The 20141-nt window shown below is 69.4% G+C and carries 19 protein-coding genes; 8 read left to right on the top strand and 11 right to left on the bottom strand.

The features are described from left to right. Positions 1-70: 70 nt before the first annotated feature. Together QNH85_RS02815 and QNH85_RS02810 are read right to left on the bottom strand one after the other, a co-directional pair. Entirely contained in the window at positions 71-730 is a 660-nt protein-coding gene (locus QNH85_RS02815; protein WP_282944461.1) for an ANTAR domain-containing protein, read from the bottom strand. Between the two features lie 155 nt (positions 731-885). Continuing rightward, a complete protein-coding gene (locus QNH85_RS02810) occupies positions 886-1308 on the bottom strand; it encodes a response regulator (protein WP_282944459.1) in 423 nt (140 codons plus the stop codon). Positions 1309-1546: 238 nt separating this feature from the next. Here QNH85_RS02810 and QNH85_RS02805 point away from each other — a divergent pair, with 238 nt between their 5' ends. Both QNH85_RS02805 and QNH85_RS02800 read left to right on the top strand, forming a co-directional pair. Then, on the top strand, positions 1547-2938 hold the full coding sequence (locus tag QNH85_RS02805; protein WP_282944458.1) for a DUF1254 domain-containing protein: 1392 nt from the start codon (positions 1547-1549) through the stop codon (positions 2936-2938). 73 nt (positions 2939-3011) lie between these two features. Next, positions 3012-3713 carry a GAF and ANTAR domain-containing protein gene (locus QNH85_RS02800; RefSeq protein WP_282944456.1) on the top strand — a complete coding sequence of 234 codons (702 nt, stop codon included), beginning with the start codon at positions 3012-3014 and terminating at the stop codon, positions 3711-3713. Positions 3714-3859: 146 nt separating this feature from the next. On the opposite strand, the gene QNH85_RS02795 is transcribed toward QNH85_RS02800, so the two are convergent. After that, on the bottom strand, positions 3860-4999 hold the full coding sequence (locus tag QNH85_RS02795; protein ID WP_282944454.1) for a family 1 glycosylhydrolase: 1140 nt from the start codon (positions 4997-4999) through the stop codon (positions 3860-3862). A gap of 138 nt (positions 5000-5137) precedes the next feature. After that, on the bottom strand, positions 5138-6460 hold the full coding sequence (locus tag QNH85_RS02790; RefSeq protein ID WP_282944452.1) for an MFS transporter: 1323 nt from the start codon (positions 6458-6460) through the stop codon (positions 5138-5140). A 214-nt stretch (positions 6461-6674) separates the two neighbouring features. Here QNH85_RS02790 and QNH85_RS02785 point away from each other — a divergent pair, with 214 nt between their 5' ends. Then, the gene (locus tag QNH85_RS02785; protein ID WP_282944450.1) at positions 6675-7436 is read left to right on the top strand and encodes an IclR family transcriptional regulator; all 762 of its coding nucleotides are present in this window, start codon (positions 6675-6677) and stop codon (positions 7434-7436) included. A gap of 116 nt (positions 7437-7552) precedes the next feature. Here QNH85_RS02785 and QNH85_RS02780 read toward each other — a convergent pair whose 3' ends face one another. Both QNH85_RS02780 and QNH85_RS02775 read right to left on the bottom strand, forming a co-directional pair. Beyond that, the gene (locus QNH85_RS02780; RefSeq protein ID WP_282944449.1) at positions 7553-7792 is read right to left on the bottom strand and encodes a DUF2188 domain-containing protein; all 240 of its coding nucleotides are present in this window, start codon (positions 7790-7792) and stop codon (positions 7553-7555) included. Between the two features lie 308 nt (positions 7793-8100). Further along, entirely contained in the window at positions 8101-8631 is a 531-nt protein-coding gene (locus QNH85_RS02775; RefSeq protein WP_282944447.1) for a flavodoxin family protein, read from the bottom strand. Positions 8632-8967: 336 nt separating this feature from the next. Here QNH85_RS02775 and QNH85_RS02770 point away from each other — a divergent pair, with 336 nt between their 5' ends. Together QNH85_RS02770 and QNH85_RS02765 are read left to right on the top strand one after the other, a co-directional pair. Further along, positions 8968-9450: an ImmA/IrrE family metallo-endopeptidase gene (locus QNH85_RS02770; RefSeq protein ID WP_282944445.1), complete on the top strand. Its 483-nt coding sequence runs from the start codon at positions 8968-8970 to the stop codon at positions 9448-9450. Continuing rightward, complete coding sequence (locus tag QNH85_RS02765) at positions 9447-9815, top strand: hypothetical protein (RefSeq protein ID WP_282944443.1); 369 nt, start codon at positions 9447-9449, stop codon at positions 9813-9815. The genes QNH85_RS02770 and QNH85_RS02765 overlap by 4 nt, the downstream gene beginning before the upstream one ends. Before the next feature lie 54 nt (positions 9816-9869). On the opposite strand, the gene QNH85_RS02760 is transcribed toward QNH85_RS02765, so the two are convergent. Both QNH85_RS02760 and QNH85_RS02755 read right to left on the bottom strand, forming a co-directional pair. Then, the gene (locus QNH85_RS02760; protein ID WP_282944441.1) at positions 9870-10214 is read right to left on the bottom strand and encodes an STAS domain-containing protein; all 345 of its coding nucleotides are present in this window, start codon (positions 10212-10214) and stop codon (positions 9870-9872) included. 120 nt (positions 10215-10334) lie between these two features. Beyond that, positions 10335-10724 carry an ATP-binding protein gene (locus tag QNH85_RS02755; RefSeq protein WP_282944440.1) on the bottom strand — a complete coding sequence of 130 codons (390 nt, stop codon included), beginning with the start codon at positions 10722-10724 and terminating at the stop codon, positions 10335-10337. A gap of 447 nt (positions 10725-11171) precedes the next feature. Between QNH85_RS02755 and QNH85_RS02750 the strand changes: the two genes are divergently transcribed. The 3 genes from QNH85_RS02750 to QNH85_RS02740 all read left to right on the top strand — a co-directional run bounded on the left by QNH85_RS02750 (position 11172) and on the right by QNH85_RS02740 (position 15317). After that, positions 11172-11450, top strand: coding sequence for a helix-turn-helix domain-containing protein (locus QNH85_RS02750; protein ID WP_282944439.1), 279 nt, complete (start codon positions 11172-11174; stop codon positions 11448-11450). Between the two features lie 186 nt (positions 11451-11636). Further along, positions 11637-12626, top strand: coding sequence for a DUF2971 domain-containing protein (locus QNH85_RS02745; protein WP_282944437.1), 990 nt, complete (start codon positions 11637-11639; stop codon positions 12624-12626). 759 nt (positions 12627-13385) lie between these two features. Further along, positions 13386-15317: an oxidoreductase gene (locus tag QNH85_RS02740; protein WP_282944435.1), complete on the top strand. Its 1932-nt coding sequence runs from the start codon at positions 13386-13388 to the stop codon at positions 15315-15317. Positions 15318-15384: 67 nt separating this feature from the next. Here the strand turns inward: QNH85_RS02740 and QNH85_RS02735 are convergent, their stop codons facing one another. The 3 genes from QNH85_RS02735 to QNH85_RS02725 form a co-directional block, all read right to left on the bottom strand. Then, positions 15385-16185, bottom strand: coding sequence for an Ltp family lipoprotein (locus QNH85_RS02735; protein WP_282944433.1), 801 nt, complete (start codon positions 16183-16185; stop codon positions 15385-15387). 593 nt (positions 16186-16778) lie between these two features. Next, positions 16779-17327, bottom strand: coding sequence for a DUF2510 domain-containing protein (locus QNH85_RS02730; protein WP_282944432.1), 549 nt, complete (start codon positions 17325-17327; stop codon positions 16779-16781). A gap of 391 nt (positions 17328-17718) precedes the next feature. Continuing rightward, a complete protein-coding gene (locus QNH85_RS02725) occupies positions 17719-20127 on the bottom strand; it encodes a glycoside hydrolase family 15 protein (RefSeq protein ID WP_282944430.1) in 2409 nt (802 codons plus the stop codon). Positions 20128-20141: the final 14 nt, after the last annotated feature.

The raw sequence follows: 20141 nt of genomic DNA, 5'->3' as shown, positions 1-20141 counted from the left end.
CGATCGCCGTGTTTCTTTCTCAGGGCGAGGGTGCTCGACGCAGCGACGGAGGTGTCGTCGTCGACGCGCTCTAGGCCGCGTTCGTGTCGGCCGATCCGATGACGGCTTCGGCCGCGTGCCGCAGTCGTACGCCGGTCCTGAAGGCATAGGCGCGCAACACCGCGAGAGCGGTGGCGGCATCCGTCTTGTACCGGGCCATCAAAATCCCGATCGCTTGATTCGTCGAGCACACGCTCGCAAAGCTGGGTTCGAGCCAGGCCGCGGACGGACGCGTCCGCAGGGCGAGCGCGAGGCAACCGACCACATCCTTGACCCGTTCGGCCGCCTCGACCGGTTCAGGACAGGGAGCGTGGATGAGGACGGTTCCGAACGGCGTGTCGTGGCCTACGAGCGGTTCCGCTCGCACCCAGGGCAGGTCCCGGATGTGCGCGAACTCGAGCGCGGCGCTCGACCAAGGGGGTGTCGCCGTGGCGGGCGTGACGAGCACGCGCCGACCGGTCGAAGCGACATGCCCTGGGCCACAGCCGAGCAGAGCCTCCGCGTCCTCGAGCGCCGCGGCAACGGCGTCCGTTGTGGCGACGACGGGTCGAGGGCGGTCGGCTGGCGCGACCAGCGACAGCGAAAGTCCCCCGGCGCCGAGTACCCGGCGAGCCGCTTCACAAAGCTGCCAGGCCGGCCCGTTGCCGAGCGGGGTGGCCGCAGACACGGACAGCAACTCCAGCAAGGTCATGTTCGAAGGCGACATGGGTGTGCCCACTCCAGGAGGCCCGGGACCGCCGGCAGCTCGACGGACCGAACCCATGTTGCCTGACCGCCGGTGCCCACGCCTCTGGGCCAAGTCGAGCCCCGCTGACACTCACGAGGAGGCGGAGACGCGCGCAATCGTCAGGCGCTGTCTCGATGGGGCAAGCGGGCGACGTCAAGGTAGAACTCCCCGACGCGACGCACGGCGGTGCTCAATTCCTCCCAGTTGAGCGGCTTGGTCACATACGCGCTGGCCTGCGAGGCATAGGCGCGGATCACGTCCTCCTCTGCCGCGGACGTCGTCAGCACAATCACAGGTATCGGTGTCAGCTCCGGATCGCTCTTGATCTGCTCCAGCACTTCTCTTCCGTTCACCTTGGGCAGGTTCAAGTCCAGGAGGATGAGATCCGGCCGGGCAGCGGTGACGTAGTCACCGCGGCGGTGCAGGAAGTCGAGCGCCAGGGAACCGTCCTCAACTGACGTGAGATTCCCGGAGACACCGTTCTCGTCGAACACCTCTTCCACCAGCAGCCGGTCGCCCGGGTCGTCCTCTACGAGGAGCACTCGCGCATTGTGAGATGTGAGCACGCCAGAGTGTGGCACGCAGGCAGCGAAATTCGACGCACGGGGGTTGTCCACTGCGTGCGCCTCACGCGAGGTCGAACGCCGGTTTGGCCACGTAGTTCATCCCCTGCGGGCGAGGACTTCCACCGCGCCCTGGGACAGGGTCGTTCCAAGCGAGGTTCTCGCAGGGGCGCACGCTTCTTCGATCGTCCGCCCGCTGCCGACGACGGAGGTGCCCATGGACCGGTACGACCTGCCCGGACGGCTGGGCGACGTACGTCGCGACGGCGAGCTGCCCGCACGGGACGACCTCGACACGGTGTTCGACGAGCTGGACTACCACGTGGCGACCGTGGCCTACCTGTGGGCGTTGCCGATCGTGTCGTACGCGCAGTGGTCGGCGCAGCACCGGGACGTGTTCGGCGCGACCGACACCGACCTCGTGGTCTACCGGTCCTACCGGGACAAGCTCGGGCTCATCACGGCGAACGCGACGACGCCGTACGTCCTGAACTTCTTCGACCTGTCCCGGACCGGCCCGCTCGTGATCGAGCTGCCCCCGGGACCGACGGCCGGCGGGGTGTCCGACTTCTGGCAGCGCGAGATCGCGGTGATGGGCGAGATGGGCCCCGATGCCGGGGCCGGAGGGCGGGCGCTCGTCCTCGCACCCGGGACCGAACCGCCGGCCGGCACCGAGGAGTACCGGGTCCTGCGATCGACCGGCGTGCACATCATGTTCGGCTTCCGCACGCTCGACCCCGACCCGGACCGGTCCCGCGCACTCGTGGAGGCGGTCCGCGTGTTCCCGTACGCGCGGCGGGACGACCCGCGGCCGACGCGGCTCGTCGCACCCGAGGGCCGTCCGTGGACCGGCGACCATCCCCGGGGCCTGGCCTACTGGCGCACCCTGCACGCGGTCTACCAGGACGAGGTCGTCGACGAGCGTGACCGCTTCTTCCTCGCCATGCTCCGGCAGTTCGGCATCGAGCGGGGCAAGCCATTCGCACCGGACGACCGCACGCGCGCGCTGCTCAAGCAGGGAGCCGTCGCCGGCGAGCTCATGGCCCAGGCCAACACCTTCGCCAAGCGGTTCCTCGGGTCCCGTCACTGGCCGGACCGTCTCTGGGACACCACCGTCGCCCTGTCGAGCTCCGCGCAACGCGGCGACGGGTACGACGAGCTGTTCGAGCGCGCGTCCTGGTTCTACGAGGCGGTGAGCTTCTCCGAGGCGATGAAGAGCCGGACGCCCGGGATGGGCCAGGCGTACCTCAGCACGTACACCGGGTCCGACGGCGAGTGGCTGTCCGGTGCGCGCACCTACACGCTGCACGTGCCGGCCGACGTCCCCGCGAAGCTCTTCTGGTCGTGCACGGTCTACGACGCCACCACCCGGTGCCTCGTCGACACGCCGTACGAGCGCGGGGACCGCGGGTCACGCGACGCGCTCGAGACGAACGACGACGGCTCGGTGGAACTCATCTTCGCGCCGGAGCCGCCCGAGGGCCGTGAGTCCAACTGGGTCCCCACGGTCCCCGGCCGGCACTGGTTCGCCTACTTCCGCTTCTACGGACCGCTGCAGCCGTACTTCGACCGCACCTGGGTGCTGGGCGACATCACGCCGCTGTTGTAGCGCGCGGCGAGTGCTGCGCTGGGTCGTGGCAGGATCGAGGTCTAGCGACCTTCGGGTCGGAGAGGCGGCCGGCATGGACCGCAACCCCCAGGACCCGGGGAACCAGATCATGATCCGCCTCGTCGACCAGCAGCTCACCGACTTCGCCATGCACGCCGCTGCGACCTTGGGATGGGAGTCGTCCTGCTCCATCACGATGGAGCTGGAGGGGCGTCCCCGCCGCACGGCGAGCAGTGACGCGTTATCCGCGGCGTGCGATGACATCGAGGTGTCGTCAGGTCTCGGCCCATGCTTGGACGCGATGCTGTCCCGTCAGGTCGTGTCCGTGGACGACATCCGGTTCGAGGAGCGATGGCCGGCGTGGACCCGCACCACGAAGGCAGCCGGGTTCCTGTCCGCGGGCGCGTTCCCCGGGCACACCCAGCACGGCGGCGCCGTCGCCGTCAACGTCTACCGCACAGACATCGGGCCCTGGCACCGCGACGACGTGGTGCGCGCCGACATGTACGCCCAGCAAGTCGCCCGCGTGCTCGACCTGTGCCAAAGCCTCGGAGACGCTCAGAGCCAGCGCGCGGAGCTGGAGAGCGCGATGCGGGCGCAGCGGTCTATCGATCATGCGATTGGCGTTGTGATGGCAACCAGCCGGTGTGATGCGGCCACCGCGCTCGAACTCCTGCGCAGCGGCGCCGCCAGCCGCAGCGTGGCCTTGTCGGACGTCGCGGCGACGGTCCTGCAGTCGCTCGTACCCCGCACCCCGGAGCCCACTGCCGGTTGACAGCCCATCGACACGACGGCGTAGTTGCGCTGTCAGATGGTGGATCGTTCTGTGCCAGGGCGGCACCTCCGGTCGGCGACACACTGAGGCACCGACCGGAGGATGTACCGGTTACACAGGACCGTTCGTGGGGTCGACGCCCGGGTCTAACCGACGGGGACAGTGGCTCGTCGCCGGGCGACCGCCTCCGCGAGAACGCCCGCACTCGGCTTCGCGTGACGTTCGCCTGTCGCACGGTCGACCGTGTGGAGGCCCAGCTGGTAGCGGTACCCGAAGATCCACTCGAAGTTGTCGAGCAGGGTCCAGTGGTAGTACCCGAGAACGGGGACACCGTCCGCCACCGCGGCGTCCAGGCTCTCGAGCGCCGCGGGCAGGAACGCAGCGCGCACGGCGTCGTCCTGGGTGGCGATGCCGTGCTCGGTGACCGCCACGGGGAGGCCGGTCGCCGCGTGCACGTACCGCACCGCCCCGCCGAGCGAGTCCGGGACCACGGGGGTGCCCATCTGGTTCACCACGCCCGACTCCGCTGCGTGGACCACCCCGGTGCGGTCGTACGCCATCTGCTCGTAGTTCTGCACGCCGATCAGGTCGTCGTCCTGCACGACGTCGAACCACCGCTCGTAGCAGTCCGCGCGCTTGCGGTCCCGCAGGGCGGCGCCCTCGTCGTCCAGCGCGACGTCGTCGATCACCGCGAGCGACAGCCCGACGGGGACGCCGGGCGCCGCGGCGCGGACGGCGTCCCGGGCGGCGGCGTGCCCCCGGGCCAGGCCGTCCTCGATCGCCCGGCGCTCCTCCGGGACCACGACGTTCGCCGCCCGGAACCGCGGGACGCCCGCGGCACGGGAGGCGGCGGCGAGGGTCTCCCGCTGGAGGTCGACCACGAACTCCGGCAGACCGCCCCACTCCAGGGTGGCGGGGAGGTTGGGCTCGTTCAGCGTGACGGCGAACGCCACGCGGTCCCCGATGCGGTGCATCACCCGGGCGCACTGGTCGGCGAACCGCGCCGGTGCGTCGGGGTGCAGCCAGCCGCCCGTGCGCGCGAACCAGTGCGGCGAGGTGAAGTGGTTCAGCGTGACGGCGGGCGCCAGCCCGCGGGCCAGGCAGCCGTCGACCATCGCGTCGTAGTGGGCAAGCCCTGCGGCGTCGACCACGCCGTCCTCCGGCTCGACGCGGGCCCACTCGACGGAGAAGCGGTACGAGGTCAGGCCCATCGCCGCGACCAGGTCAAGGTCCCGGGGCCACAGCTCCCAGCTGCGGCACGCGGCACCGCTGGGCTCGGCGAACACGGTCGGCTCGACCCGCTCGAGGAACGACGTGTCGCTCGCGTCGTCGTGCCCGTCGACCTGGTGGCCGGCTGGCAGCGCCCCAGAGGAACGTCGCGGGATAGGTGGGGCATGGTTTGCTCCTCGGGGAGGGGGACGGGGTCAGCGGGCGCCGCGGATCGGCAGGATGGCGAGCGCGCCGAGCACGGCCGCGATCGCACCGAACCCGAACAGCGCGGTGAAGTTCTGCTCGCCGGCCCCCGCGCCGATCGCGAGCAGGGCGGGTGCGACCGCGGGGACGATCGACGACGGCAGGGTGTTCGCGAGGTTCATCAGCCCGAGGTCCTTGGCTGGGTTCTCCGGGTCGGGCAGCACCTGGGTGACCAGTGCGAAGTCCACGGCGAGGTAGACGCCCTGGCCGACGCCCATCACGGTGACGGCGACGAGGAACGCGGCGAAGGACCCGGCCGTGGTCACCAGTGCGAGGCCCGCCGCGAAGACGACGGCGGCGGCCAGCACGAACGGCTTGCGTCGCCCGGTGCGGTCCGAGATCCGGGCCGCGAGCGGTGCGACCGCGAGCGAGGCACCGGTCAGCAGCAGCGTCGCAAGGAAGATGCGGCCCGCGACCTCGGCCGGGTCGATGTGCTGGACCATGATCAGGTAGAACGCCTGGTAGGCGTTGACCGCGGACACGCCGAGAAAGATGAGGATCCGGCTCGTCCACGCCCAGGCGAACGCCGGTGCACGCAGCGGGTTCACCCAGTACGTGCCGACCAGGTCGCGCGCCGCGAAGGCGGGGCGCTTCTCGGGCGCGAGCGGTGCGTCCTGCACGCCCAGGGCCAGTGCCAGGCTGCCCAGCACGCCAAGGCCCGCCGGCAGCAGGATCATCGCGGTCAGGTTCGGCTGCACGAGCTGGGCGATGAACAGGCCGAGCAGTGCGCCGATCGGCGTGCTCAGCCCGACGATGGTCGAGGACGGACCGCGCCGCTCAGCAGGGACCTGGTCGGGCACCAGGGCGGACGCCGCGACCAGCGACGTGACATAGCCCGTGCTGAGCAGCGCATGAGCTGCCACGAGCACCGGCGTCGACGCGGCCTGCACCATGAGCCCAGCGCCCGCGGCGATCAGGACCGCACCGCCCACGAGGTACGGCCGTCGCCGTCCGAACCGGCCGGTGGTCCGGTCGCTCAGCCGGCCGACCAGCGGGTAGCCGACGATCGTGAACACCGCGCCGACGGTGGCGGTGACGGACAGGATCGTCGTCGCCCTGGCGGGGTCGATCGCGGCAGCCTTGAGCGAGAGCGTCAGGATCGTGGCCGTCAGCAGAGCGGCGTTCACCGAGAACGCGCCGACCGCCAGCAACGTGTGGAACAGCGCACCCGTCCGGCCCGGGGCGGCGGGTGCCGTAGCAGCAGGCGCGGAGACGGCAGGCCCGGTGGGGACGGGAAGCGGCGCAGCCGTGGGCTGCGCTTCGAGATCGTGCACGGCGACTCCTTCGTCGACTGACAGCGCGACGGTCGGCCGCCGCGGCCGGGAGAGGCTCCCGATGACGAGGGTGCGCGGGTGGACAGACCCGGCGCTGCGCCGGTTCCATTGAGCGGAAGAAGTCCCAGCCGCGCCCAGGAGGTGGCACGTGGGAGAGCCCGAAACTGTGCACGCCGACGCGCCGCGCGGGCGGCGCCCACCTCACGGTGAGGCCGTGCTGCGGCGCGCCGTGCGCCTGCTTGAGGCGTTCGACGCCGAACACCGGCACCTGACGCTCGGGCAGATGGCGTCCCGGGCCGACCTTCCGCTGAGCACCGCGAGCCGTCTCGCGGGACAGCTGGTCGAGCTCGGACTGCTGGTCCGTGAGGGCAACGGCGCGTTCGGCGTGGGGTTGCGCCTTTGGGAACTTGCCTCTCTCGCCGAGCCGACGGTGTCACTGCGCGGAGCGATCGCGCCGCTACTCGACGACCTGGTCTCCGTGACCCGGCAGCACGTGCAGCTCGTGGTCCGTGACGGCGAAGAGGCCCTCGTCCTCGACCGCCGCGACGGTCGCGAGCCGCTGCCCATCTACTACCACCTTGGTGGGCACATCCCCTTGGTGCCGACGGCAGCCGGCATGGTGCTTCTCGCCGCGGCAGGCGCCAGCCTCATGGAGTCGATGCTTGAGCGCGGCACCTATCGCTGGCCGCTCTACGAGTGCCCGCGGCCGTCCGCAGCGGACGTGCGAGCCCAGGTCGCGGAGGTGCGGAGGACGGACATCGCAGTAGTTCGACGGCCGACGTCTCCTGTGGTGTCCGTTGGCGTGCCCGTTCGGGACCGGGACAGGCGAGTCGTAGCAGCAATCGGCATGCTCTTACCCGCGGACGGCTTGCCCGTCACTCGCGTCGAGCCGCTGCTGCGCGCGAGTGCGCTTGCCGCCGCCCGCGGCCTCTCGGCCGGCGAGCGCGACAGGCCGCCGGACTGGTCGGGAGAGTAGTCAGAGATCAGCGATAGCCGGCGGTCCAGGAGCGACCACTCTCGAGCATAGGAACGCTCGACTAAGCGGACGCCTGATGCACGCGAACCGGCAATCAGTCCCGGCTCGGACGAAGATCAGCCCTTCGAGCTCTTCGGGTCGTTGCCCGGAGCGATCGTGTCCTGCTTGCGGATGGTGCCGTCCCGCCCGCGCACCTGAAGCTCACCACCGCGGTCGTTACCAAGGATGGTGCGAGCGCGGTCGATGCCGTCCGCCTGAGTGGACGTCACGGCTGACGCACGCTTCGCTCCGGGAGCCCTAACCTCCCAGTCGCCGTCGTCCCGACGCTGCACGACCCGCTTGTTCGGCTGACCCATCGCTCACACTCCGACGCTGGTTCTGACTGTGCACGTCAAGCGTGCCATGTCCGCGTCCGGCTAGCACGGCGCAGCTTCGACTAGGGCGGCCCAGAACGGTCACCGAGATCTGCGTCCTGTGCGACGGGAACCGCACGGTGTACAAACTCGCTTCCGGATCAGGGACCGGACGGCCCTCGCACCCGGGCCGAGATCAAGCACCTCGCCAGCGCCCTTTGCTATCCCGATCTCGAATCGCAGCGACCGGTCGCCACGCTAGTACGCGCTGTTTCCATGCACGCGCAAACTGGGCTAACGACTTGTGGCGATCAGTCTCGGGTCATCACCGCCTCCGCGAGCGTGCGGCCCCATTCCCGCGCCTCGCCAAGTTGGCCCTCGACCAGCCCGCCAGACATGCCCTGCACCATGAATGACCGTGCCGGGACGGCGGAACTAGATCCGTACCGCTCGAGTAGGTGCTGAGCCGCGCGCGCTGCGGACCCTGTCATGCCCGGCCGGTCGATCCTCGTGTCGAACGCCGCCACGAGTGGTGGGCGCGCGGGCATACGCAACCCGTCGAGCCACTCCCGGATCCCGATCTGTGAGGAGACGAGGCGCGCTCGGGACTCTCTCGTAGCTGATGCGCGAGTTGCTGACGTGCTCATGCCGAACGCGTGTGTTGGTCCTCCGACGACGAGCAGTCGAACGTCAGGGTCTACGGACATGCCACCAGTCTCGGAAGCCAGCTCCCCTACTTCCACGGTGCGAACCAGCAGCGTCTCGCGCAGCCCTGCGGCGATGGCTTCAGCAACCGCCATAGTGCTGCCGAACATCGACTCGTACACAACGAGCGCCGTCATGGCTTCCACCTTTGGTACGCCAGAAGGCCCACAGTAACTTGTGGCGCTCGTACGGGCGCGACGCGGGGCCTTGCTTGGCGCCCGCTCCACCCTGTGCCGATAGCTGGCGGCCGAGGGTGCTCGGCCGGTAGCTCCGAGGTTCGATGTTCGAGTGACACGACCAGGGCGTGACACGGTCGGACCCCGCAAGACGGGAGGAACTCCTTAAGCCTGTCGGAAGGTCGTGACTCCCTGGGCGCCGTGAGGCGCGTACTGTGCCGCCGGGACGTGTCACACCCATGTAGTTCGCTACGCTGTAGGAGTCTGTGTAGACGTGACGCCTGGGAGGTGGTAGCCGTGCTCGTCAAGGACAAGGCCAAGCTCGACGCCACCGAGGTCCTGCAACTGCACGGCACTGGACGCTTCCCGGTCGACCCAGCGCGGATCGCGCGACAGATGGGCCTGTCGGTCGCCAAGACGATGCTTGCGCCGAACATCTCCGGGATGCTGCAGGTAGAGCCCGGCGCGACACCTCAAATCTACGTCGACCACGCCGACGTCATCCACAGGCAGCGGTTCACCATCGCGCACGAGCTGGGACACTTCTACGAGCGCGTTCGCCGTGGTGACACCGACTTCAACTTCATCGACCGGCGCGGCGGCCAGTACGACGTTCACGAGTTCTACGCCGATGAGTTCGCCGGCAACCTACTCATGCCCGAGGACGAGGTCCGCCGACTCTGGTCTCAGAATGACGGCCTGGCCACGATGGCAGACCACTTCGGCGTGTCACTACCCGCGATGAAGACGCGACTCAAGCGTCTGGGCATGGGGCGATGAGCGAAGACCGCTCCGACGACGAGCTCGAGGCTTTCGACGCCGCGTCTGCGGACGCCCTCGACACCGAGGTCGTCAAGGGTGCAGCGTCGGACGAGGACGTCGCCGCGGGTCTCGCTCGCGAGCGGCTGACTCGTGCCCAGCAAGAGAACACTCACCGCAGCTGGTTCGTCCGCTGGGTCATCGGTGTTGTCACCGGCACGCTGGTCGCGGGCATCGGAATCATGGTGGCGTACATCTGCTCGGAATGGTCAGAGACGGACCCGTCCGTACTGATCGCCTGGTTCTCGGCTTCGGTCGTTCAGACGATCGGGTTGGCATACGTCATCGCGAACTACCTGTTCCCGAAGGAGCGGACGGAGTCGTAGCTTCTACTCTCCGTGGAGCGAGACGCCGAGGCAGCCTCCGCTTGGGCGTGAGGTTCAGATCAGATCCACAACGTCTGCGACTCCCAGGATGTTCAGGGTCGACAGTGGAGAGCCGTTAGCGCCCACGACCTTGAGCTTGTCCGGATGGATCGCGCCGGCGAGCCCGACGAGCACCGCCACCACGGACGAGTCGATGAAGGTCGCGCGAGACATGTCGACCTCGCGCACCTTGAGCCCGGCGAGCACGCCACCGAGCTCTTCTCGGGACACGCCGAAGGTCTTGCGCAGGTCGGTGACAGTCCCCACGTCAGCTTCGCCGGCGACGGTCAAGACGCTGCCCGTGATCGAGAGTCGCCCTTGAGTTGCGTCGAAGGGCTCCGGGACGGACGTAGACGTCATCCGCTCAGTATCTGCTAGAGCCGGCACCCGCGCACTGCCGATCAGCCGACGCCCGTCGAGCGACGAGAGACGGGCACGAAGGGGTCCGGTGCCGCGGTCTAGCGTCGTGGCGAGCACGTGTCACCAGCTGATGGTGAACCAGACCGCTTTCCCTTTGGGTTGCCGGTGCCATCCCCACCTCGAGCTCAACGCCTCGACGATGTGCATGCCCTGTCCGCCGGGAAGTCCCGCCCGCCCTTGCCGAGGCACGGGCGGGCGGGTGTCCTCATCGAGGACGGTGACCGTCAGGTCCGTGCCGTCCAACCGCGCTCGGATAATGACCGAAGTTGTCGCGGACGCGTGCACGATGGCGTTGGTCACGACTTCGCTGGTGACGAGCAAAGACGAGCTCACCGCGTCGTCGGTGGCTCCCCCGCTACGAGCACAGTTCGCAACCCAGCGCCGGGCCTCCGCCACCGAGGCCGGATCCGCGGGGACAACGGTCTCAGCCGCTGACGCTGTGCCGTTCACGCTTTCACGATATGCCCGGGGCACGTCGGTCGCCGTGTCGGCACAACCCAGCGTGGGTGAAAACACGACGCAGGCTATGGCATCCGTGCTGCTCGTAGGCCAGAGGGCCCAGGACTCAGATGCGTCCGGTTCCTCAAACCGAACCCGTGCCCGAGCGGGGGCTGACCTGGGTGGGCCTGCCCTTCACGGCTGGCGTCTCACCTTCGGCGCCGTGCGCGCGTGCCACGATCGCTGGCGGGTTACTACCGTCGTCTCAAGGCGCGCCCGTCGCGATGGCCGAGGTGACGCAAAGTCTGCATGAGTGCGCCTCCACCGTGATCTGGGTGTGCGCCCGCTGTCCCTAGATCACCAGGCAAAGCCCGCGTTCTCGTCTATACAGTGGGTAGTGTGACGTGGCCGACCCACAGTCCGTCGACTCAGGCACCACGCGCTCGTAGCGTCGATCGGGTGCCCGATCTCGACCGCCCCTACGCGCAGCGTGTGGCGTTCGGCGCGAGCCTGCGTTTGATCAGGGTCAACGCTGGGTACACACAGGAACAACTTGCGCACGCGGCCGGCCTGGACCGCACGTACATCGGGAGCGTCGAGAACGGGCGCCGGAACCTCTCATTGCAAGCAATCTGGCAACTTGCGGACGCACTCCACGTGTCTCCGCGCGCTTTCTTCCCTGTCAAGGAACCGCCCGAGGTAGATTCCAGCAGTGCGTGGACGAACGAGCCCTCCTGATGTGCCGGGCTGCGCTTAGTCGATCATGCCTGTCCGGCAACCCGCGCGACCAATATGCCGACAGATCGGCAGCTTGACCACGGCGCTCACGACCCCCTCGGCACCGACCACGAGCTGCATGAACGCAGTCGGCGACTGCGTCCCGGTCCAGGTCACAGCTAGTCGCGGGAGCTCTAGGGTCTACGCATGACCCGAACCACCAGCGCATGGACCCCGCCACCGGCACCGTTCGGGGTCCCGGTCTATCACTACACAGACGCTGCGGGGCTCATCGGGATCATGACGAACCGTGAGCTCTGGGCGACGGAGGCGACCGGGCTGAACGACCTTTCTGAGTTCCAAGAAGGGCTCCGATACCTCCGCAAGTGGATGCGCCGAACCGGCGGGAAGATGACCGAGCGGATCTTGTCGATGCTCGAGGACGACGATGGCTTCTGGGCTCCGAGCAAACCCTCGGAGGTCTTCGTCCTGTCCGCGAGTCTCGACCGGGACGACGCCGCACAGTGGCGCCTGTACGGCGGCGGGCGTGCAGGCTACTCGATCGAGCTCGACCCGAGTGTTCCGCTCGGCGTCATCTCGGGCGACTCATCCCCGTCCTCTGACGATCCGGTGCTCACGTTCTTCAACATTGGTGGGGTGGCGACCGTCGCTCCATGGTGCCGCGTTGCCTACACCAAGAGCGAGAAGGAGGAGATGCTCCAGTCGTTGCTGACCTGGGCCCGGGCCGATGACGAGGCCACCGACGAGCGGATCGTTCAGATGCAGTCACACGGCGCCGCAGATCACTTCATCGAGGACGAGTCGTACGAAGCAGACGACCGGCTCCGAACCGCCATGGGCACGGCCGCGGCCCTCATTAAACCCAAGGGTTTCCGCAGTGAGCGAGAGGTTCGGGCCGTCGCGACTGCGCCGCTGCTGAGCCTCCACACCCGGTTTCGTCCAACCGAGCACGGCATCGTGCGTTACTTGCGTCTTGCGGCCTCGGACGGCACTACCGCGCTGATCAAGGACCGGACCACGGGTCGCCACCCCGATCGCACGCTGCCGGCGCGTGGCGTCACCGTGGGTCCAACGCCGTACTTCGAGTACGGCAGGGACACCGTCACCGCTCTGTGCAAGCAAGCCGGGATCGACGCGCCGCGTGTGCGCGCCTCGAAGGTGCCTCTTCGGGTGTGACCTCCGGGGGGTCACGGCGGCAGACATCGCGGTCCCGCGCAACCACATGAACCGCGTCAGTGTGCGGCGACTGCGCCGCAAGCGGCTGTGCCGACGGTCCCTGCTCATGAACCGCAACCCCGGCCCTGCCGCACACCGACCAACAGACAAGCGATCCGACACCTGCCCGACCCGCCAGCCTCGCAGCCGTCGTGTCGTCAAAGCGCTCCTAACCGCGGTGATGGTCCTCGACGCCTCCATGAGCATCGCTGCGTCTGTGTTCCCAGTCACCGCGCCCTCGACCCCTGCGACAGTCGATCTCGGCCCGGTAGTCGCGGTCGTCGTCGAGCGGTGCACACCGCTGCCGGACGCCACGCCGCGACACTGAATGCCCCGACAGCGGAACGGCGAAGTCAGATATCAGTGTCGGCAGCATCTTGTTGCGGACGCTGATATCAAGTGGCAGCGCCTTCCCGATGTGCTCATCGGCCAACGTGATGAACCTCGGAGCGCTGAAGCGCAGCTTGGCCGAACTCGTGCCGCTGACGCGCTCCGTCGTCGTCAAGGCGGACTACCCCTGCGGCGGGGCACGGCACCGTGGTGGTCACCCAGCGAGCGGAGTGCTCTCGCCACCCTGGGGGCGTGCGCAGAAGTGCCGCGGTCAGGACGAAGGGCCCCACCGACCGCGTGGTCGGTATTGGACGATCGAGGAGCACCCTGACCTGTCAGGGAGCCGGCGCTCCCCCAGCCGCGCCGCACCCGCCTTCGGAGGAACTCGCCATGACCGTCACCTTCGCGCACGTCCTGCAACCTGGCCGCATCGGCCCGCTCGAACTGGCCAACCGCGTCGCCCTCGCCCCGATGGGCACCGAGATGGGCACGCATGAAGGTCTGATCACCGAGCGGGAGATCGCGTACTACACCGAGCGCGCCCGGGGTGGCACCGGCCTGGTGATGACCGGCATCTCCGCGGTGTCGCAGGACTACGAGGTGATCAACCCCGGCCTGTGCCGCGTCGACACCGACGCCGCGCTGCCGGGCCTCACCGCGCTGGCGGAGTCGATCCACGCCGTCGGCGGGAAGATCTCGCTCCAGCTGACGGCGGGCCTGGGCCGCAACATCAACAATGTGGACCCGGATCGGCTGCCCATCTCGGCGTCCGACAACCCGCACTACGCGCACCCCGAGGTGCTGTGCCGGCCGCTCGAGGTCGAGGAGATCCAGGTCATCGTGCGTCGGCACGCCGAGGCCGCCGCCCGCGCCGTGCGAGCCGGGATGGACGCTCTCGACATCCACGGCCACACCGGCTACCTGGTCGACCAGTTCATGAGCCCGGTGTGGAACCGTCGCACCGACGAGTACGGCGGTTCCACTGAGAACCGCTGCCGGTTCGCCGTCGAGATCATCCAGGCCGTGAAGGCCGCCGCACCCGGACTCCCGGTGTCCTTCCGGCTGTCCGTCGACCACCGGTTCCCGGGCGGCCGCACGGTCGAGGAGTCGAAGAAGATCGCCCTGGTGCTCGAGGCAGCGGGACTGGACCTGCTGATCGCCGACGACGGCTCGTACGAGGCGATGGACTACGTGTTCCCGCCGTACTACCTCGGCGACGCGTGCATGGCCCCGGCCGCGAAGGCGATGAAGGAGGTGCTGTCCATCCCCGTGATGGCGGTGGGCAACCTGACCCCGGAGAACGCCGAGGCCGTCATCGCCGCGGGCGAAGCGGACTTCGCCGGCATCGGCCGGGGCCTGATCGCCGACCCCGAGTGGGCGAACAAGCTCCGCGAGGGCCGCCGCAGCGACGTGCGCCCCTGCATCCGGTGCAACGCCATGTGCGTCGGCCATGCGTTCTTCGCCGAGGCCCTGGGCTGCGCCGTCAACCCGCAGGTCGGCTTCGAGCGCGAACGCGTTCTGACCATCGCGCCGCGGCCGAAGCACGTCGTCGTCGTCGGCGGCGGCCCCGGCGGCCTCGAGGCGGCCCGGGTCGCGGCCCTGCGCGGCCACCGCGTCGACCTGTACGAGAAGGGCAGCAACCTCGGCGGTGTGCTGTGGCCCGCCGCGACGCCGGAGTTCAAGAAGGAGCTCCGCGGCATGGTGGGCTGGTGGGAGCGGCAGTTCGTCGGCCTGCCCGTCACGGTGCACCTCGGTACCGAGATCACCGCCGCCTCCCCCGAGCTCGACGGCGCGGACCAGATCATCGTGGCGACCGGATCGCTACCGATCGTGCCGCAGTCGATCCCGGGCATCGACGCACCCGACGTCGTCGAGGTCCTCGACTTCCACCTCGGCGCCCCGGTCGGGCAGCGGGTCGTCGTCGCCGGCGGCGGCCTGTCCGGCGCAGACTCCGCGCTGGAGCTCGCGCAGGCGGGCCACGAGGTGACCATCGTCGAGATGGCGCCCGAGATCGCGCAGGACATGATCATCATCAACCGGATCACGCTGCTCCGGCAGCTCGCGCAGGCCGGCGTGCGCATCCTGACCGGTCACACCGTCACCGCGATCGACGAGAAGGGCCTGTCCGCCACCGGCCCCGACGGCCAGCAGGTGCACGTGGACGCGGACACCGTGCTGTCGGCATTCGGTGTCCGCCCGAACACCACGCTCCCTGAGGCGCTCGCAGGGCGCGCGAACGTGGTCGCGGTCGGCGACTGCGTCAAGCCGGCCAAGGTCGGCGAAGCCATCAACGCCGGCTTCCTGGCGGCGTACGCGATCTGACGTCTCATCACGCCGACGCGCGAGGCGGTGGCCCCGTCCGGGACCACCGCCTCTCGCGCGTCACGAGCTAGAGCCCGGTGGTGCTAACCCCGTACTCCGCCTGCTCAGGCGTGAACTGCTCGCCATACTCGCTCGTCAACTGCTCAAGAAGGCCCTGCCGAGAGAACGAGCTGAACTCGAGGTAGGACTGCGCCGATTCGGCCGCTTCAGCGTTCCAGTCCACTCCACCCTCGGCTTCCAGCCGCGCGACCGCGAACTCCGCGTCCTCGGGCGGAAACCCTTCGCCGTACTCGCTGGTCAGCTGGCCGATCAGGCCAGCGCGCGAGAACGCCGAGAAGCTGAGGTACGACACCGCGGACCCGTACGCGTTCTGCTGGGACACGCTGCCAATCCTCGCCGCCTCAGCGGCCGCAGCCTGAGCCGCAGCAGCTTCGGCCGCGGCCTCCTCTGCCTTGCGCTGTTCCTCGGCGACGCGCTCTTCCTCGGCCTTGCGCGCTTCCTCAGCGGCTGCAGCTTCCTCTGCTTCGCGGTCGGCCTTCTCCTCGGCGGCAACCTGCTCCGCGGTCTTCGCGTCTGCCTTCTCCGTGGTCGCTGCGACCGGAGTTGCCGGCTCCTCTGCACCTCCGCCAGCGATCCCCGCGACCACCAGCAGAAGCACCACCGCACCCGGGATGATGAACCGCTTCTTCTTGAACCAGGGCCGCGGCGGCTTCTTGCCGGCCGGGTCGGCCGGCGCTCCCATGGAACTCGAAGCGGGCGCAGTGCCGTACACCGGGTAGGGCGGCGGCGCCCCCTGAGGGTGAGCGGACGCAGGTTGATGCTGCTGCGGCCCTGGCTGGGGCGGCTGGCCTGGGAACTGCTGGGTCACCAGTGACTTCCTTTCCGAAGGATCCTCCCGCGTATATCGGCGGTTGTTGCTGAGCTCGCGAGGGCTCCGCACTGGTCGATGCAGAATCGTGACTCGAGAGCCGATCCCTGCTTTCACGCTTCCGGCGCCACGGCCCGCGACACCCGGCGGGCCGCTGTCGGGTGACAACCAAGACTGGACGGTGACCGGCCGCGCTCTGGGCGGATCGCGGCTCGGCCACACTCCTACACCCATTCACGCCGTGTTGCTGGGGAGACCGCCGTGACTGGTGATGCTGTCGACGAGCACCTTCGCGAGGTGTGAGGTCGCGTCAAGTGAGGATCGCCCGGACACGACGGAGGCGGGTCGAGCTTTCGACGCGAAGGTGACTCGCGGGCGCGCAGTGTGCTGGCCTTGCGGTCTCCGGTGGATCCGAGCGCACGGGCGTCGACGAGCACCCAACCCGAGGCGAGCGATCGGGCGATGCCCGGCCAGCCGGCGACAGCGTGGGAGAGCGTGGTGGCGCCGAGGTTCACGCCCGCCGATCAGGCGAACTCGCGATGCGCCTTACGCGCACTTGTCGGTCTTGGCAAGAGCAACGATTGAGGTGACGGTCACCGCTCGGTCGAGCGGAGGGAATTGCCGAACAGTTCCCTTTCCGCGATCAGTGTCATCTCGGTGACATCATCGACGTCCAGCGTGTCGCCGGCGGATGCGTAGGCAGCGCAGAGCTCGTCGCCCAGGGCGCTCAGTTGATCGTCGCTGACGTCGACCAATTCGGGAAATTCCTCCCGTACGGCGACGACGAAAGGGTCTGGTCTCAGCTGGGTGATCGAGACGGTGGCACCGACTCCTAGGAGTGCGCCACCTGCGATGACGCCGGCAATTACACGTGAGCGTCGTGCCTGACGCGCCCGAGAGTCAGGCGCCGCTTTTCCAGATCCGCCGGCACGGACGAGTTCGGTTTCGGGTGTCTCGGCAGCAGTACCTCTCCGCGTGTGCGGCTCTATGGCGGAGACGACCGCGGCGGCCGCTTCGGCACCTGGCGTCGGCGCCACCCGTTCCGTCCAGCCGCCGCCGTCCCACCATCGCAATGCGCCGTCCGGATCGGGGTACCACCCCGCAGGTACGGACCGAGGGATTGAGCTCTCGTTGTTCTCCACATCGCATCAATCGGCGGGCGGGAACGACCGCTGAGTGCTTGGCATGGTCGATTGCAGCAAACCCTCGTGATGGATACCTCGCGGCACCGGATGCTGGTGTAGCAGGGGAACCGTAGAGCGAACCCGGGCCATACCTCCGGGAGCCGCCTGAGGAAGGCTCACGCCCGCAGTGTGCGGCGGGGTACCGACATCGACGGGGGCAGCATCCTCAGCCCATGGCCTCGGCGACCGATGCGAACGACGTGTCGAGCTGGATAGGCCCCGTGTTAGCGGCTGTCTTCACCGGAGTGGTCAGCATCGCGCTGGCCCGAGGAGGAGTGGACGACCGCCTCATGCGGCGCGCGTCGCGATCGCTCGAGCTCGCCGGGCGCGAGCTGCCGCGAGCAGTCCGCTAGCGCTTGCGAGAGTCAGCCACGAAGGACGTCGAGCGTGCACTCCAGCTGCGGGAGGCGAGTCGGGGGTTCAAGGTGCTCGCGTTGGCGACCGGGGGTTCGTGGTCGGCGGTCACCTTTATCCCCTGGTACGTGCAGACGGATGTTGTCGAAGCGGTCCCGTGGCAGGTTCGAAGCCCGTAGATGACGTCGGCGTCGTTGACGCCGTGCGAGAGAAACACATCGAACGAGCCGGCGGCGGACTTGGACTCGCGCAGCAATGTCATTTTCGCGGCACTCGTGGTGAGCGTCGAACGGTTCCGCAGTTCCTGCGTCAGGTAGGTGGCCGGCATCAGCGTGCTCCGAATTCTGCTTCGGGATTGTGCGTGCCGTCGTCGCCTCAGGCGGGGTGGAGGACCAGGGTGATGATCGCGCCGCCCGCGAGGACAATCGGGAGGTACACGAGGTTGGGCCGGTAGTCCGCCTTGCCCTCCGGTGCCGCGAGTGCAGGGGTCATGCCAAACGGTCGGATGTCCGCACCGGCCGTCACAGAACCGTGCGTCACCGCGCTTCGACCAAACCAACCGAGCGGCGCAACTTTCACGGCTCCGACCCGCTCGAGCTCCCACCCACCCCATACAACCACCACCCCGCGCGACCACACCGGCCACACACGCCGCGGTGAGCTCGCCGACTCCGCCGGGTCCCTCGCCGCATCTCGGCCCAAGCACCGGATCACAACGCCCGCGTGCCCCAGCCGTCCAGGCCCACCACCGCGCGACCGTGCCATACCTCACCAACACGCCTAACCAACGTTTCCGCAGGTCAAGGGCGCAGGAATTGCGCGAAGCATGGACACTTAATTTCGCGAAGCACTCGCTCATCCGCTCCCCGGTATCGAACCCGCTGCGCGCGTGCAGCAGGATCGAGGCGTCCAGGGCGTCGCTGCCGGGGTGCATGACGTACGCGCCGCGCTCCGGCGACCAGCAGTTCTGCTCGACCCAGGCGCGGATCCGCTCCGCCTCCGCGCGCCAGCGGTCGGCGTCGCCGGGGATCTGCCCGGCCTCCGCCAGGTGCACGGCGCACTGCAGCGCCTGCCAGCACCCCAGCTTCGAGGTGGTGTGGTGCTGGTCGTCCGGGAGCTCCCACATGCCCGCGTCCGGGCGCTGCCACGCGTCGCACGCCTCGTCCGCCACGGCCGCGAGCAGCCGCGCCGTGTCGGCGTCCAGCAGGTTCCCGGCGTCGACGTAGCCCCGCACGACGGCCAGCACGTCCCCGTACACCCCGAGCTGCCGCTGCCCGTCCGCGCGGTTGCCGGTCACCACCGGGCCGATCCCCCGCCAGCCCGGCACGTCGGTCCGCTCCCGCTCGGGCGGCAGCCCGCCGCCGAGCGTGAAGAACACCTGCAGCCCGTGCTCCCGCACGGTCCGGAGCACCCACGAGATCGAGGCGTGCACCTCCTCCCGGAGCCCGAAGCCGATCCAGGCGTCGAGCGTGTACGCGGCGTCCCGGACCCACGCGTACCGGTAGTCCCAGTTCTTCCCGCCCGCGCGGCTCTCCGGCAGCGACGTCGTCCCCGCGGCGGCGATCGCCCCGGTCGGGGAGTACAGCAGGAGCTTCAGCGCGAGGGCGCTGCGCTGCACGGCCTTGCCCCACGGCCCGTCGTAGTGGAACTCCCGCGTCCAGGCCCGCCAGTTCTCGATCGTGCGGTCGACGCCGCGGTCCACGTCCGCGGGGTCGGGCAGCAGCACCGGCTCACGCTCGGTACCCACGACGGCGACGAGGTGCCGGGAGCCGGCCGTCGCCTCGAAGACGCCGGTGCACGCGCGGTCGTCGGACGTCGTGGTCATCTCGCCGAGCGTCCGCACGGACAGGGTCAGGCCGTCGGCCCGGAGCACCGGCCCGTGCAGCGTCGTCTGCACCCAGGGGGAGGCGGTCCCGAGCACCGTCCCGGGCGCGACGCGCCACGCCATCGGGACGGACCCGGACAGGCCGTCCACGCGGCGGGCGAGCTCCGTCCACGGCAGCCGCCCCGCCACGCCCGTGTTCATCGCGTCGGTCACCCGCACCGAGCCGCCGTCCGTCACGTACGTGGTGACGAGCACGTTCGTGCCGACCACGTACTGGCGCCGCAGCCGGAACGGGACCGTGGGGGCGAGCTCGACCCGCCCGCCCCCGTCCGCGTCGAGCAGCGCGGCGAACACCGGCGGCGTGTCGAGGTCGGGCAGGGGGAACCAGTCGACCCGGCCGTCGTCGGCGACCAGGGCCAGGGTGCGCCCGTCCCCCAGCGCCGCGTACGCGCGCAGGTCCGCGTACCCGTCGGTGCGGGGGGTCGGGTCGCGCAGGTCCTCCGCGGCGGCGTGCCCGGAGCCCTCGGTCGCGTGCCCCGCGTCGCCGTCGAGGTTCTGCAGCCCCGGCTGCTCGGTCACGCGCGCGCCCGGTC

Source organism: Cellulomonas endometrii (genome assembly GCF_949769265.1).
GTDB classification, from domain to species: Bacteria; Actinomycetota; Actinomycetes; order Actinomycetales; family Cellulomonadaceae; genus Cellulomonas; species Cellulomonas endometrii.
This window is presented reverse-complemented; position numbering and strand designations above follow the sequence as displayed.

Excerpts from the sequence above, each read along its gene's own strand:
- QNH85_RS02815 (WP_282944461.1), bottom strand. The coding sequence starts at position 730 with ATGACCTTGCTGGAGTTGCTGTCCGTGTCTGCGGCCACCCCGCTCGGC.
- QNH85_RS02805 (WP_282944458.1), top strand. The coding sequence starts at position 1,547 with ATGGACCGGTACGACCTGCCCGGACGGCTGGGCGACGTACGTCGCGAC.
- QNH85_RS02800 (WP_282944456.1), top strand. The coding sequence starts at position 3,012 with ATGGACCGCAACCCCCAGGACCCGGGGAACCAGATCATGATCCGCCTC.
- QNH85_RS02780 (WP_282944449.1), bottom strand. The coding sequence starts at position 7,792 with ATGGGTCAGCCGAACAAGCGGGTCGTGCAGCGTCGGGACGACGGCGAC.
- QNH85_RS02775 (WP_282944447.1), bottom strand. The coding sequence starts at position 8,631 with ATGACGGCGCTCGTTGTGTACGAGTCGATGTTCGGCAGCACTATGGCG.
- QNH85_RS02765 (WP_282944443.1), top strand. The coding sequence starts at position 9,447 with ATGAGCGAAGACCGCTCCGACGACGAGCTCGAGGCTTTCGACGCCGCG.
- QNH85_RS02760 (WP_282944441.1), bottom strand. The coding sequence starts at position 10,214 with ATGACGTCTACGTCCGTCCCGGAGCCCTTCGACGCAACTCAAGGGCGA.
- QNH85_RS02745 (WP_282944437.1), top strand. The coding sequence starts at position 11,637 with ATGACCCGAACCACCAGCGCATGGACCCCGCCACCGGCACCGTTCGGG.
- QNH85_RS02740 (WP_282944435.1), top strand. The coding sequence starts at position 13,386 with ATGACCGTCACCTTCGCGCACGTCCTGCAACCTGGCCGCATCGGCCCG.